Source organism: Peribacillus folii, from assembly GCF_030271255.1.
Taxonomy (GTDB): Bacteria; Bacillota; Bacilli; order Bacillales; family DSM-1321; genus Peribacillus.
In genome coordinates, this window is the sequence record NZ_JASJOM010000003.1 from 418997 (window position 1) to 433448 (window position 14452).

A 14452-nucleotide genomic window follows, 5' to 3' on the forward strand; every position below is an offset into this window, starting at 1 on the left:
GCTTGCGTTTGATTAAAAAGGCTGGTATTTGGAAGCGCTTTAAGGATAACGGTATCCTGGAGGGAGAAGTATTGTATAAAAAAACCACTATGGAAGTATTTCCGATAATTGTTCCATTTTGTAATAAGCTGAAGAGTATCAACTTTTACTTAGTAAGATATAAGGATTCCTTGATATTGATTGATGCTGGGATGGACACCGAAGACTGCTGGCGGTCCCTGCAAAAAATTCTAGAGGAAAATCATTATAAATTGATTGATATTTCAGCGATATTACTAACCCATCATCACACAGACCATATTGGCCTGGTTAACAGAATTGTGTGTGCCAATCCCATTCCCGTATACGCACATCCTCGTGCCATCCCTATACTGAAAAGAGACAGCGAATACATGAAACGGAGGAAAGAATTTTTCAGAAATCTGTACCGACAAATGGGGTGCGGAAAATTCGGTGATCGACAAGTAGTCGATTTACATAATCCAATTCTTCTAACAGAAGATAAAAAAATCGAATGTGATATTAAAGTGGCTCAAGACCTGTTTTTTGACTTTGATATTTTGGATATTCCTGGACATGCTCCCGACCAGATCGCCTTCTATAATAGGAATTGTAAATGGTTATTTTCAGGGGATTTATTAATTGCACATATGGCCAGCAATGCCTTCATAGAACCAAATCTAGATGGGGTGCGTACAAATTCCTTGATTCAGCAAAAGCGTTCATTGGAAAAGTGCTTATCATTGGATGTAGAGGTCATCTTTTCAGGTCACGGTGATATCTTGCAAAATCCTGTAGATATTATAAAAGAAAGAATAATAGAGTTGGATAAGAAAGCCAATATTTACTTGGACATCATCAAATCAGGGATTTCAACTGGACATGACATTGCCCGATTCCGTTTTAATGAAAGATACGAAAAGCAGTTTTTCAATATCATCTCTGAAATTATTGGTTACCTTGATTATCTGGAATTACAAGGGGAAATTCATAAAGAAATGGAAAATGGAATTTGGCAGTATTATTAATGAGGCACAAATCCGTGTTGGTAATGCGCTGCTTCTGATAACAGCGATTATCTGAATGATATCTATATTCTTCTGTTTTATTGGAAGCATACTAGCTAGTTACTTCATTTTCATAAGGATAATTATTCGAATAATAATCGAGAATGGATAAAAAGGTGATGGTTTGTTTCATTATGGAATAAGCTGTCGTCTTTTTTTGTTGTTTAAAAGCAAAGGACTTGAAAGGTTAAAAAATCATTTGTAAAGGGGATATAATTTTGCAAGTGAAGGTTCATGATCACAGACCTCCCATGCAGTTCGTTCAATGCGGCACCCTGATATGCACAGTTCCATCATTTCTCCCGTTGACTTTATGAATCTTTATCAGCTGTGTTCGAGTTCTTTTTGCGCTGCATGAAGACGAATAAACTCTATTCCAGATGGTCACATTAACTATACATGAATAGCCGAGCATTGGAGTGCGAATAAGTGCTAATTAACAAGAACATAATCAAGTGGTTTGCCTAAGCAATCGTAAAACCATCAAAGATATATTTAGGAGTAAATGTAATCCGGTCGATAATCGAGTGAATCATTCCAAGAATCAAAGAACAAAGCTAATTACTCCTTTTGCTGGATTCAGGTGAAATGAATTACTGAAAAAGAGGTTGTGCTAATGAATGTGAAAAGTAATAAACAAGCGAGAATTGGTATGGGCCTAGGGGCAACTTCTGCTGTTGCTTGGGGTGTAGATACGGTGATCATCGGCATTATAATCGCAAGTACACCTTTTAAACAGTCGATATTGCTTGCACCAATTATAGCAGCATTCATGCATGATCTTTTCTCGGCGTTATGGGTTACCTTACTTATGATCATAAAAGGTGAGTTTATTAGTGTATTGAAGTTACTTAAAACGAAAAGCGGTGCAATTTTAGTTATAGGAGCTTTATCTGGCGGACCTTTGGCAATGACCTTTTATTTTTTGGGCATTCAATATGTGGGAGTAACTTATGCCGCGAGCATTTCTTCTATATTTCCTGGCATAGGCGCGGTGCTTGCTTTTACTTTTTTGAAGGAAAAAATGAACGGGAGAACTTGGCTTGGGATAATAATGAGTATCTCCGGAGTAATCATATTGGCCTATATGCCATCAAGATTGGACATGGATAGTCACTTTTTCATTGGAATATTATTTTCATTAGGAGCCGCTGTATTTTGGGGACTCGAAGGGGTGATAGGTGCTTGGGGAATGAAAGGGGACGATGTCGTTCCGTTGTATGCGATTAATATAAGGCAGATGACCTCTGCTTTATGTTATGGGCTATTTATTGTGTCATTTATCCATGGCTATCCTCTCGTTCTTGAAGCGGTGTCCTCTAAGATCGTATGGGTAATAGCCGTGGCAGGTTTATTGGGATCTGCTAATTATTCTTTATACTACATGTCAATCAATTTAATAGGTGCTGCCAGAGGACAATCGCTCAACAATACCTATGTTTTTTGGGCGATCGTTACCGAAATCCTCTTTATAGGCACCCCTGTCAGCTTACAATTCGTTATAGGCGCAGCAATAGTATTGATAGGTTCCATTCTCGTTTCTGGCAGTGCAAAAGAATAGATGTTAAATACAACTAGCTGCCTGCGGACGGATGAGAAATACCGGAAACAATTACTACTTGATATTAAAAACTGCCGATGGAGGACCTCCATACACCTAAAATGGCAGCAATTGTACCCTTATTTTGCGAGGGGGCAATTGATAATACATAGTTTTAATAAAGTGCTCGACCAATGGAAGCCGGGTTTTTTTGCATGGTTTCCATCTGATTGCCTTCCCCACACAACTATAGGTTCAGCATTTCAAGTTTTATGAATCATGCCTGGGCCATTTCTGCTCTTATGCTTTGATTATTAGGTATCACCTTCGCTAATTAAATAGGTGGAAAGCCTGCCATTAACTTTGGGAGATTCACAAGGGAGGGAAGTGAAGGTAAAAAGAGGACATGGAAGTTAATTCCGTAATAGCGGTTTGTAAAATCTTCGATTCAAAGATGTCATCTGCTTGTAACTGGAAATTATTAGCTTGTATAACCGTAAATTCTTCAACAAGAAGATGGCAATAATAGTAAACGATATGGGCTATTGAAATCCAGGAGGTTCTAGTTATGGAATCAAGTTATAAAGGTACAGATAAAATGATTACAGGTATCGTGTTTGGGGTTATTACATTCTGGTTATTTGCACAAGCAATGGTCAATGTGGTTCCCGCTGTTCAAAAGGATTTGAGTATTTCACTTGGAACGGTGAACATTGCCATTAGTTTAACGGCTTTGTTCTCAGGACTGTTCATCGTTGCTGCTGGCGGGCTTGCCGATAAAATTGGCCGTAAAAAAATTGCCATCATAGGGTTCATTTTAAGTATAGTGGGTTCACTTTGCCTCGTTTTAACTCAAGGATCCTTATTGCTTATTATAGGACGTATCATTCAAGGGCTCTCAGCTGCATGTATTATGCCCTCAACCATTGCATTAATGAAAGCTTATTTCGAAGGGAAGGCTCGTCAGCGCGCCCTTAGCTTTTGGTCAATCGGTTCCTGGGGCGAATCCGGGGTTGCCTCTTTCGCCGGCGGTGCAATTGCGGCATATTTAGGTTGGAGATGGATTTTCATTTTTTCTATCTTCTTTGCCCTTATTGGTATGTTTTTACTGAAAGACACGCCAGAAAGCAAACAGGAATCTTCAGATTCTTTTACATTCGATTACACTGGTTTGGTTATCTTCATCATTACTATGATTTCTTTAAACGTATTTATTAATTACGGTGCAGATTTAGGATGGACAAGTCCGCTTACCATTGGATTACTGGTTGTCACAATCATAGGTCTGATTGTTTTCATTAAAATCGAAAAGGGTAAAGATATCGTATTGATTGATTTTGCCGTATTTAGCAATAAGCCTTATACTGGTGCTGCTATTTCCAATTTCTTGCTGAATGCAATTGCTGGTACACTAGTTGTAGCCAATACGTATGTTCAAGTAGGTCGTGGATTCAATTCCTTCCAATCAGGTATGTTGTCACTTGGTTATTTAGTGGCCGTCCTTGCGATGATTCGTGTCGGAGAGAAAATATTACAAAAGGTAGGAGCCAAGTCACCAATGATTTGGGGTGCCTTGATCACGACTATCGGGGTGGCCATGATGGGTTTAACCTTCTTACCAGATCTTACTTATACAATCATGGTTTTCATTGGTTTTGCACTATTTGGACTTGGACTTGGATTATATGCAACCCCATCGACAGATACCTCTGTATCAAATGCACCGGTGGGTAAAATTGGTGAAGCGGCTGGAGTTTATAAAATGGCAAGCTCACTTGGCAGTGCATTCGGTGTAGCGATTTCTGCAATTGTTTATGGAGCAATATCAGCGAATGGGAATCTTGAAACAGCGGCATCGCTCGGTATTATCGTAAACGTAATATTCGGGATACTTTCCATACTATCTATTATCTTTATGGTGCCTAAAGATACCGGTAAAACATCTAATGCCTCTATCAAATCCCCAGATGTCCCCAAACGGCAGCCAATTACAGAATGATTTGCCACATTAGTGGCGTTTCGAAAACGAATGAAGGGAAGATGAAATGAGAATGAGAAATACATTAATGGAAATGCTGGAATCCCGTAAGGATGAAATGATTGAAATCCGTAGACACCTGCATGAAAACCCAGAGCTTTCTTTTAAAGAAGAAAAGACAGCTCAATATATTATTGATTTTTATAAAGGAAAAGAAGTGGATGTTCAATCAAATGTAGGGAATGGGTATGGAATAATCGTCACGATTAAAGGGGGGAAGCCAGGAAAAAACATCGGGCTCCGAGCCGATTTTGATGCACTTCCGATTGTCGAGGAAACGGATGTACCCTTTAAATCAAAAAATGAGGGTGTTATGCATGCGTGCGGCCATGATGGACATACTGCCTATATGTTAATTTTGGCGGATTGCCTCATCCAATTAAAAGCGGAAATTCCAGGTACGATAAAAATCATTCATCAACATGCAGAAGAAGTCCCTCCAGGCGGTGCAAAGAGTATCGTAGAATCGGGCATGATTGATGATCTCGATAATATATTTGGAATTCATCTGCTGCCAATGGATGCAGCAGGAGTCGTTGGTTATCACTCGGGATATTCTTTTAACGGAAGAGCTTATATGAAATTGAACGTGCAAGGCAGAGGCGGACATGGGTCGTCTCCACATCTAGCAAATGATGCCATTGTCGCTGGTGCTCATTTCGTGACAGCTGCCCAAACGATCATTAGCCGCCGATTGAGTCCTTTTGATATCGGTGTGATTACGATCGGCTCTTTTGATGGAAAAGGGACATTCAATGTCATTAAAGACAGCGTAGAACTTGAAGGCGATATCCGTTATATGACTGTAGAAACTAAAGCAACCATTGAAAAAGAAGTGAAGCGTCTTGTAAAGGGACTGGAAGAAGAATTCGGTGTAACATGTGAGCTGACGTATACGAATGATTATCCGCCTCTATATAATGATCCCGCAATTACGGATAAGGTTGCTAAGTTACTTAACTCTGCAAATGATAAAGATATTAAAGAAGTGAAGGAATTTCCCGCGCTTCCACCTTCTGAAGACTTTGCTTATTATGCGGAAAAATTCCCATCCTGCTTCTTTTACATAGGTTGTACGCCTAAAGGAGTTACGAAACCTTATTTTAATCATCATCCTAAATTTGATATTGATGAAGATGCCCTTCTGGTGGCAGCCAAAGCAGTAGGATATGTCGTTTGCGGTTATTATGAGTTGGATTAGGAGCACTCGGCAAAATGAATGAAGCAAGAAGTAGGGGGTTGAAACGGATAGTTCGGCCCCTTTCACTGTTAATAAAGTTTATCCTCATTTGATTCCACGGCATTCACTGTGGTTTTTGCGAGCGAGATGGCATGGGGAGAGGGGGAGTAACATTGACATGGGACATTCTTAATATCATAGGTACGATAGCTTTTGCAATAAGCGGTGCCTTCATTGCCAGGGAAGTGAATTATGATTTATTAGGAGGGTACGTTTTAGGGTTTACGACAGCCTTCGGGGGCGGCCTTGTTCGCAATCTATTAATTGAAATACCCATTGATCTTATTTGGTCGCAAGGCTTTTTGTTTGGAATTGCCTTTTTAGGCATTACCATCGCATTTTTCTTGCCGGATAACTGGATTGGCCATTTGAAAAAGTGGGTGATATTTTTCGATGCCATCGGTTTAGCGGCATTCGCCATTCAGGGTGCAAACTATGCCGTTTCGATTCAGGCTCCATTGATAGCCGTTATTGTAGCAGCTGTCATGACAGGAGCAGGTGGCGGGATGATACGAGATGTATTTGCAGGGCGAAAACCAATGATCTTTCACTCGGAGATATATGCCTTGTGGGCTGCATTTGCAGGTTTTACAATTGGTTTGGATGTAATACGCGGGCCATATGCAACCTCATTTCTTTTAATCTTAATCGTTGTTTTTAGAATGATATCAGTCCACCTTAAATGGAATCTGCCCCACAAAGAATGATAATCAACTATTCAAAAATACAACGCTTGAATATATGAACCTCTATAAAATTTCTTTCTTAAAAACGGGTTTATACCATGTACTCGGATTTTATCCCCTCGATTTCTTTTTTCCGCAATAACGTACTATAGGCTTTGACAGTTAGAAGATACAATGGATGAGGATAGCTTGAAAGGAGCATACCTCATGAATATGACATCTTTTATCTTTTACTGTTTTATCGTTACGTTTACACCAGGACCGACCAATATCGTCATATTGACCACCGTGCATAACTCCGGCACTAAAAAGGCGATGGAATATACGTATGGAGCGACGATTGCTTTTGGTATCTTGCTCGCCATTTCTGCTATATTGAACACCTTTCTTGTAGCGGTGTTACCAAAGGTTTTGTTTGTCATGCAGATAATCGGTAGTTTTTATATGTTGTATCTTGCTTATCAAGTATATAATATGGATACAACCAAACCGAATGTAAACCAAATAGGAAGTTTCATGTCTGGATTTTTTACACAGTTTTTAAACCCAAAGGTACTGCTATTTACAATGACCGTAATTCCCACCTATATTATGCCCTATTATGTCTCAATGGCTCCAGTTACAATAAGCGTCGTCGCGATCACGATAATTGGGTTCCTCGCATTCATGGCGTGGGTGCTTTTCGGAGCTGTTTTCAAGGGGTTTTTACAGAAGTATAAAAGGATCGTAAATATATTGATGGCTTTATTTTTAGTTTACGCTGCAATCATGATCTGGATATAGGCAGGCTGCTTAAGAGGTGAGATATATGGAAAAGTTCATCTATAAAAAATCGGCAGGCATAACGGCCTTGTCAGCAAGCATCACTGATTTTACGTATAAAAAGCACGCCCATCAAGAATATGCCATAGGAGTCACCTTGCGCGGGATTCAGCACTATAACCTGGATGGTCATTTACACTTGTCCTACGAAAATGGCATCATGTTCTTTAATCCGGAACAGGCACATGACGGAATGGCCCATGATGAGACAGGTCTTGACTATGTGATGCTGTATATCGATCCACAAATGCTTCTGGAGGTTATGGAGAAAAAGGATATCATCCTCTTTTCCAAACCCAATGTGTATGATGATAAGCTTAAACAAGGAATATTACGGCTTTCCCATGCCATATTAAATGAAAAAGATGAGACATTGTGCAATGAATTACTTATAGCCCTTACCGATAGCCTAATCGAAACGGATCTTAAAACGTATAAGAAAGACCATAAGCTAATTAAAACAGCAAAAGATATGCTTCACTCCAACTTACAAAGCGTGCTTAAACTTGATCAGTTGTGTAAAGAGCTAGATTTATCTAAGTTTCAGTTCATTAGATTATTCAAGGCCCATACTGGAATCACACCGTATCAATACTTCCTCAACTGCAGGTTAGAGCATGCAAAGCAGCTATTAGAAAAAAAACGAGATATTTATTCAGCAGTAGCCGAGTGTGGTTTTGTTGATTTAACCCACTTAAACAGACACTTTAAAAGCGTATACGGAACAACCGCCTATGAATATATGTCATCTATGAATTGAAAAGAAGCATCAAGCAGCTATTTGGAATTCCGAAAATGCATGCCAACCTTGCTGGATGAAACAAAGCAGTGAGAAGACAACCCATCTGGATCGGCAAATCCCGTATGTTGGAACTTTCAGGGAGGGAGTAATCACCATGCCATTAAAAGCAGGAGATATCATTATGTTTGCGCGGACTTTTACGCTAAGGGATGTTGAATTATTTACAGCTATTTCGGGTGATGAAGGGATTCACCATATCTCCCCGGACGAACAAGGAAGACTTGTCGTACAAGGGTTATTAACGGCAACGCTGCCAACAAAAATTGGCGGGGAGCATAACGTATTGGCCCGAACCATGAACTTTGAATTTTTGAGACCTGTATTTACAGGGGATACAATCAATTGTGTAGTTAAAATCGAGGAATTCGAAAAGCAAGAAAATGATAGGAGTGCTATCCATGCATCCTTCCTATGTAAAAACCAGAATGAAAAAGAAGTACTAAAAGGCAATTTCAAAGGAATAATTCTTTAAAACCTCCCATATACCTCATGTGTGCTTCAGTGAAATTGTTGAATGCCGCTAATCGTACATATACAAGCCTTGGGCAGCTGTATACAATATAAATTTCATTTATATGTTCATGTACTTGTTTTAAAGACTAGGCCAATTTCTTCCGTATAACCTGAAGCGATTTTTTAAAGATAAACTTATAATTTGAGCGACTATGCGCGAATTTTGTACTAATCCTTATGAACAGGCCTGTTAACTCGCGATTTGACATGCTTACTCGTCCATTTGCTCCTTAATATCTTATCCAAAAGCATCTATCATATCGGATAGGTGCTTTTTGCCATTCTTCAGCTTTTCATTAACATATTTAGCTAAGGAATTCTATCATGAATCATTGAAGAGTTTCTTACATATTCCTTCATTAATTAATCATCCTACACACCCTTTGCGATATTCGCTCTCCCTGCTGGAGGGAATTCTTTTTTGAACAAAATGCAAAATGCATACCAATATAAGAAAAGTTGCCAAAACAAGATTGACAATGATAATCATTATCATATAAAATGATAAATGAAATTGATAATCATTTTCATTTATTCCTCTGACAAATTCTTTTGGCTGTTAGTAAAAAGAACTTTGAAAAACTGAAGGGGAGACATGTGATAAACAGAAATGAATCAAGATAGATAAATTATGAAAATAACCTAAACAGAAAAAGAACGGCAATTGTAGAAAAAAATAAATATATGCGGGGGATTAAACCAATGGATAAAAATCATGTAATTTTAGAGCCATTTCAACATCAAGTAAGCTGTTGCTGTCCGGGGCAAAAGCATCTACATATGATCGACTTCTTTCCAGGGGATGTATGGACGATTACCGATGAGCGGAAATATGTCGATTGTCTAGGATGGCACTTTTTGATTGTGGTCAACGAAGAGTATCAGTTTTTTATGCAAGTGGCAGACATTGAGGAGCTGTATTCCAATGGCAGCATCTGCTCCATATTAGATTTGGATCTAAAATTAAACCATTTGAGCTTTAAAATCAACGAAGCCCTCGATGCACATGATCGGGAGTCATTTCTTTCATTTGCTGATCAATTGAGCAACGTACAGGAAATAAAGAATAAAATGAACACGGAAGATGTGCATGCTTATTAAGAAAACAGGCCGCACTTGCTAAGCTGAAGTGTAGGCTGTGATGCCGTTTTTTCTCCTGAAGCTACGAATGAAAGGATAAGCGGACACATAATAAGGGATTGTTGGAAGGGGAAAATAGCATGTCTAAAATCATTTTGATTTTTGCCAGTATGAGCGGTAATACAGAAGAAATGGCGGACGCCATTGCAGCAGGAATCAAGGAGAACGATGTGGATATAGAAATGATAGATATAATGGATAGTCCAGAAGCAACCATGCTTGCAGAATATGATGGTATCATATTAGGTGCATACACGTGGGGAGATGGAGATCTGCCGGATGATTTTTTAGATTTTTATGATGAAATGGATGATGTGGATTTAACCGGAAAGAAAGCTGCCGTGTTTGGATCCGGTGATACTTACTATACACACTATTGTGCAGCTGTAGATATTTTGAGTGAAAAATTAAAGGAACGGGGTGCTGATATCGTCATGGAAGGGTTAAAAGTCGAGTTGACCCCAGAAGATGAGGATATCGAAAATTGCCAGGAGTTTGGTAGGGAGTTCATTAAGAAAAGTGTTGTTTCTTCCATGTAAAACAAGACAGCATATGAGCAAAGAGGAGTGAAGGTGATTGATGGGGAAGGAATATCGGGTTTCGATTGCCACATTGACTGATTACCATTTACAAGATTTCATAAGATGTCCTTATCAATTTTACTTTCATCACATTGAAGGAAAAAGCGCTGCCCACCAAAATTGGCGAAAAATGATTCAATTTGTGATCAATCAAGTTGTAAGTCGGTATTATAAGCTTCCTCCTGAGAGCCAGACGAACGAAAAAGTAAAGGAGCTCATAGACGAGTATTGGAGAGTCATTGATGTACGACAGTTCGAGTCAAAGATTCAGTATTATATGACCCTTGCCAATATCACGGAACATTTAAGTCAATTTCTAACCGCTGGTAAAAATGAATATCCTCCTCTGTTTTTATATGAAAAGCTCAACATGAATATTGATGAGCTTGGGACCGACCTTTCTTTAACTCTTGAAGTGGCAGAATGGTCAAGCAACTCATTCATCATCAAGAAATATTTGGTCGATACTACGGAAGATATGAACGTTTTATTTATTCATTTGATTTCAGTATTTTGTCAAATGGCATTTGGTCAATTACCGGATCGAATCGAAATCATCTCGCTTATGGACGGTAACCTGAAAACGCACATTCCAACCGAGAAAGACGTTTCCAACGGCTTGAAGTACCTTAACATCATTAAAAATCTTTTGAAAGAACCTAAAAATTACATAAAAACGGATTGCGCAACGGTTTGCAATAGTTGTTCTTATCAAAAAAGGTGCTTTGAAGGCATTCATATGAATCATGAAAGTATTATAATGCAATGATATGTTCGCGGTTGCGTCCATGTTAGTATTATATGGGCACCAGCTGATGAAGGAAGAGAAAAATGACTTGAAAACGGGTAATTACATAATTTTTAAAGGCGGATCATTCCATAACGGGATAATCCGCCTTATGGTTTATATTACGTAAAACATCACCTGATATCCTCTAACCCTCAACTAAGAACATGGAAAAGGCGCTTATCGGTTCTTTCTCAAAATTGCTGATCATTCATACCCGGTTACTATTACTCCATCGATATTGTTGCCCGAAATCTCGTAATGGTTATTTTGTGGTACTTTAATTGTCATGCGCTCAGAAACAAGGTAATAAGAAATCGTATATTGCACCCCGTTAACATTTGCAGAAGCGGACTTTTCTTTTTTGAGGAATTCTAAATATTCCTCCAAGACGAAATTTTTTTTATGCATGATCGCGCTGTGTGGCAAACCTACAAATCGGATATGCCAAGGTTCATATTGAATGCCTGTAACATCAATTTTATCCTTTGGATAGCGTAAAATAAAGCCGTATTTCCAAGCATTTCTTTCTATCCATTTTCCTTCCGCCGCTTCACTCATTTTCATCTGTGAAGAACCTACATCAAGGGATAAACCCAAATTGTGTTCACTATAGCCGGCAGGCAAGGCATAGTCGGGTCCCATTTCCCGGTAAAGTTCACGTTGCTTATTCATACCCCGGTATCCACTATTTATCAAGAAATGATGAACCCCTTCTTTTTTGGCAGCCGTTATCATCTTCGAAAATGCAAGTGCGACATCCCTTGATAACTCAATATTGCCATCAAGCAATCCGTAGCCCTCTGTCAATTCCTTGTTTGCAAATAAATTTACGATATCCGACTTTTCACTCTCTGGATGAACAGGGAAGTCACTGTTGACCAAGAGCAGATTTCCTTGGTATACCTGTTCTTTGGAAATCTCTTTCCGCTGAATGTTTTTAGGAATGCCTATATCGGCTAATTTAACTTTTTCATATTGATCATATGTTTGAATCTTCACTTTCTCTTGAAAAGCCGGTGCTATATAAATGAAACCAAAACCGATACTCAATCCAAAAAACAATAAATACCCCAACTTTTTCAATGTAAGCTTCCTCCTTGATCTTATCTTCTTATAAGATAGGACAAACTTTTTAAAAAAAGAGTGGGGTAATTCTTAAATTTTTCTTAAATCATTCTTTGGGAATTTAAGCTTCATCATTTTATCCAATTTCTTGGGGTAATCGAACTTCAAAAACGGTATGCCTAAAACTACTTTCGGCATGGATTGTCCCGTTATGCTGCTCCACGATATTTTTGGCAATGAACAGGCCGAGCCCTGTGCTGTCTCCTTGATGAGTTCGAGCTTTGTCACCGGTATAGAACATATCAAAAAGATGCGGCAGTTCATGTTGAGGAATGGGATCACCATAATTCACGACTTGGACAACCAATTCTCCGGAATGCATAAAGCCGTTAATGTCTACAAACTGACCATCTCTTCCATAACGATTTGCATTGGTTAAAAGGTTTTCAAAAACACGGGCCAAGAGGGCTCCATCAGCAACAATGGGTAATTGGGGAGGAATATTCATTCGCGTGATTATTTGGTTTTTTTCAAAAACAGGATATAATTCCTCGATTAATTGATTGAGCAAGTCAGCTGCATTAATTTGCTTTTTATACACTGGCAGCATGCCATAGTTCATTTTTGTGATTTCGAATAATTCATCGATAAGCCGTTCCAAACGCTGAGATTTGGTAAATGCAATCGTTAGGAAATGTGTGACCTGCTCCTTAGTCAATTTTTCATCTTTAAGAATTAAATCGATATAACCTAAAACAGACGTAAGTGGCGTACGCAAATCGTGTGCCAAATTGACAATTAACTGATCCTTGCTGCTTTCCGAAAAATCGCCTCTCTCGATAGCTTCTTTCAACTTCTCGCTTGCCAAATTGATATCTTGGGCAATTTCCCTGAATTCATCATTTGATTTGATATGTACCTCATATGAGAAGTCTCCCCGGGCTAGATGGTGGATTCCTGTTGAAATCCTCTTGAAATAGGCCGAATAGGGCTTGGTCAGTACATAAAAAAACAATATCGAAAGCGGGATGAATAGTAGCAAAAAGAAGTTAATGTCACCAATTTCATTCATCATTTGACGATAAAAAGTCAGTCTGTCCCCAAACTGGACATAGTTATGATAATAGATTTGAAGTCCCTTAAAGATTGAATAAGTGATGATTCCAGCCATAAGCATGCTTAAACCGAACAATAGCACCATCTTCGAACGAAAGCCTCGCACAGCCCTAGCCATTGAATGCATACCCGACACCCCAGACGGTTTTAATCCATACATTCTTCCGTGCATCTTTTTCGAGCTTTTTTCGCAATGTGCGAATATGTACCATAACAGTATTTCCACTTTCAAAATAAGCTTCATCCCAGACGTGCTGGAAAATATTTTCGACACTATACACCTTCTTTGGGTGACTGGCCAATAAATGCAAGATATCAAACTCTTTTGGGGTTAGTTCGATGTTATCACCATATAAAGTAACGGTGCGCTGTTCAGGAGCAATAATGAGCCCGCCAAATTCCAAGGTCATTTTCTCATTTGTTATGGGGTGATTAAGCTTCGTGAAGCGTCGCAGCTGAGCATTTACACGAGCAACCAATTCCATGGGGATGAATGGTTTGGTCATATAATCGTCCGCTCCGATCACAAGTCCATGTACCTTATCGAAGTCGGAGGTTTTCGCGCTCAAAAAAATGACAGGCATATTATGCCGTTCGCGAATGTGACGAATCACTTCATAACCATCCATTTTCGGCATCATTATATCCAAAATGAGCAAATCGATCGTTTGTGTCTCGGTCACCTCCAGGGCTTCTTGTCCATTCGACACTTTCATTACATGGTACCCCTCTTTTTCCAAAAGGATGGAAATAAGATCTGCGATTTCCTTTTCGTCATCCGCTATTAAAATTGATATACGTTTCATTCTTTTCCACTCCTATAGAAATTCCAATCAAATTGATTCAACGCTCATCGCTGCGGATCTCATTAGCAAGATCTTTCCAGCATGATCTTTCTTCCTTATTCTTTTCCATTATATCTTTATCTACTTCAAGGATCTGCCCGTTTTATCTCCATTCCAATACTATTAATAATCAGCTGCATAAGCAACCTTCCATTACGCCTAGAGAAATGATACGGATGGAGGGACAGAAGAAGTCAGTAATAAAGA

General features: G+C 39.0%; 14 protein-coding genes. 11 read left to right on the plus strand and 3 right to left on the minus strand.

Features of this window, described 5'->3' with window-relative positions; all coding sequences use genetic code 11:
• The first annotated feature begins 2 nt into the window (after positions 1-2).
• The 11 genes from QNI08_RS07075 to QNI08_RS07125 all read left to right on the plus strand — a co-directional run bounded on the left by QNI08_RS07075 (position 3) and on the right by QNI08_RS07125 (position 11198).
• Complete coding sequence (locus QNI08_RS07075; RefSeq protein WP_285766707.1) at positions 3-1028, plus strand: MBL fold metallo-hydrolase; 1026 nt, start codon at positions 3-5, stop codon at positions 1026-1028.
• A gap of 655 nt (positions 1029-1683) precedes the next feature.
• Entirely contained in the window at positions 1684-2628 is a 945-nt protein-coding gene (locus QNI08_RS07080) for a DMT family transporter (RefSeq protein ID WP_285766708.1), read from the plus strand.
• Positions 2629-3175: 547 nt separating this feature from the next.
• Positions 3176-4606 (plus strand): MFS transporter, encoded by a 1431-nt coding sequence (locus QNI08_RS07085; protein ID WP_285766709.1) that lies wholly within the window; start codon positions 3176-3178, stop codon positions 4604-4606.
• Between the two features lie 52 nt (positions 4607-4658).
• Positions 4659-5846, plus strand: coding sequence for an amidohydrolase (locus QNI08_RS07090; RefSeq protein ID WP_285766752.1), 1188 nt, complete (start codon positions 4659-4661; stop codon positions 5844-5846).
• A 152-nt stretch (positions 5847-5998) separates the two neighbouring features.
• Positions 5999-6592, plus strand: coding sequence for a trimeric intracellular cation channel family protein (locus QNI08_RS07095; RefSeq protein ID WP_285766710.1), 594 nt, complete (start codon positions 5999-6001; stop codon positions 6590-6592).
• 186 nt (positions 6593-6778) lie between these two features.
• Positions 6779-7354, plus strand: a complete 576-nt coding sequence (locus QNI08_RS07100) for a LysE family translocator (RefSeq protein WP_285766711.1) — start codon at positions 6779-6781, stop codon at positions 7352-7354.
• A 25-nt stretch (positions 7355-7379) separates the two neighbouring features.
• Positions 7380-8153, plus strand: coding sequence for an AraC family transcriptional regulator (locus QNI08_RS07105; protein WP_285766712.1), 774 nt, complete (start codon positions 7380-7382; stop codon positions 8151-8153).
• A gap of 136 nt (positions 8154-8289) precedes the next feature.
• Positions 8290-8667: a hotdog family protein gene (locus QNI08_RS07110; protein ID WP_285766713.1), complete on the plus strand. Its 378-nt coding sequence runs from the start codon at positions 8290-8292 to the stop codon at positions 8665-8667.
• Between the two features lie 743 nt (positions 8668-9410).
• Positions 9411-9809, plus strand: a complete 399-nt coding sequence (locus tag QNI08_RS07115; RefSeq protein WP_285766714.1) for a hypothetical protein — start codon at positions 9411-9413, stop codon at positions 9807-9809.
• A 119-nt stretch (positions 9810-9928) separates the two neighbouring features.
• Positions 9929-10387 carry a flavodoxin gene (locus tag QNI08_RS07120; protein ID WP_285766715.1) on the plus strand — a complete coding sequence of 153 codons (459 nt, stop codon included), beginning with the start codon at positions 9929-9931 and terminating at the stop codon, positions 10385-10387.
• Between the two features lie 40 nt (positions 10388-10427).
• Positions 10428-11198 (plus strand): PD-(D/E)XK nuclease family protein, encoded by a 771-nt coding sequence (locus tag QNI08_RS07125; protein ID WP_285766716.1) that lies wholly within the window; start codon positions 10428-10430, stop codon positions 11196-11198.
• Positions 11199-11423: 225 nt separating this feature from the next.
• On the opposite strand, the gene vanY is transcribed toward QNI08_RS07125, so the two are convergent.
• The 3 genes from vanY to QNI08_RS07140 form a co-directional block, all read right to left on the minus strand.
• Positions 11424-12302 (minus strand): VanY-A/VanY-F/VanY-M family D-Ala-D-Ala carboxypeptidase, encoded by an 879-nt coding sequence (gene vanY / locus QNI08_RS07130; RefSeq protein ID WP_352231199.1) that lies wholly within the window; start codon positions 12300-12302, stop codon positions 11424-11426.
• A gap of 118 nt (positions 12303-12420) precedes the next feature.
• Positions 12421-13518, minus strand: a complete 1098-nt coding sequence (locus QNI08_RS07135; RefSeq protein ID WP_285766754.1) for a HAMP domain-containing sensor histidine kinase — start codon at positions 13516-13518, stop codon at positions 12421-12423.
• The gene (locus QNI08_RS07140) at positions 13511-14206 is read right to left on the minus strand and encodes a response regulator transcription factor (protein ID WP_285766717.1); all 696 of its coding nucleotides are present in this window, start codon (positions 14204-14206) and stop codon (positions 13511-13513) included. The genes QNI08_RS07135 and QNI08_RS07140 overlap by 8 nt, the downstream gene beginning before the upstream one ends.
• Between the last annotated feature and the right edge of the window lie 246 nt (positions 14207-14452).